The 570-nt window shown below is 74.0% G+C and carries 1 pseudogene; it reads right to left on the bottom strand.

The window, feature by feature from the left end:
* Positions 1–163 (bottom strand): annotated as a pseudogene (locus ND748_RS33500) (bifunctional 3-demethylubiquinone 3-O-methyltransferase/2-octaprenyl-6-hydroxy phenol methylase); the annotation flags it as partial.
* Between the last annotated feature and the right edge of the window lie 407 nt (positions 164–570).

The raw sequence follows: 570 nt of genomic DNA on the forward strand, positions 1-570 counted from the left end.
GGTCCGGGATGAGCCGGCCACGGGCCTCGGCGAGCCAGCGCAACGCGGCGAACCGCCCGTGCGTCGGCCACCACTCGGCGGCAAGATCGTCGTACTGCGCGGGATCGTTGCGGGCCCGCCGCAGCGGCCGGCGCCCCGTTGGGGCCGCGGCGCCGGTCGGGATCGCGGTGCCGGTCTGGATCGATGTCGGTCGGCCCGTCGACCTGTCCACATGTCTCCCGGTTGGTCTGCGGAATCCGTTGTCCGCGGCTGACGCGGCGACCGATCTGATGCTTTCTGTGCTCGGACTAGCGCATAGAGTAATCGTCGATCGGCTCGGATCCAATGACCTGCGTGGTGTCGGCCGGCCTGCGCTGTCGGCTGGGCTGCGTGGTGTCGGCTGGCCTGCGTGGTGTCGGCTGGGCTGCGCGGTGTCCGCTGACCCGGGCTCGGCGTCAGGCCGGGCGGGTGCCGGCGGCGACGAGTGCGACGTCGATCGCGGCGACGGCCATCGCGGCACGGAAGGCGTGGCGGTCGCCCAGGCGCAGGCCGAGCCCGGTCAGCCCGGCCACCGCGGCCAGCGCGCCCACC

This window comes from Frankia sp. AiPs1 (assembly GCF_023716945.1).
In the GTDB taxonomy this organism is placed as follows: Bacteria; Actinomycetota; Actinomycetes; order Frankiales; family Frankiaceae; genus Frankia.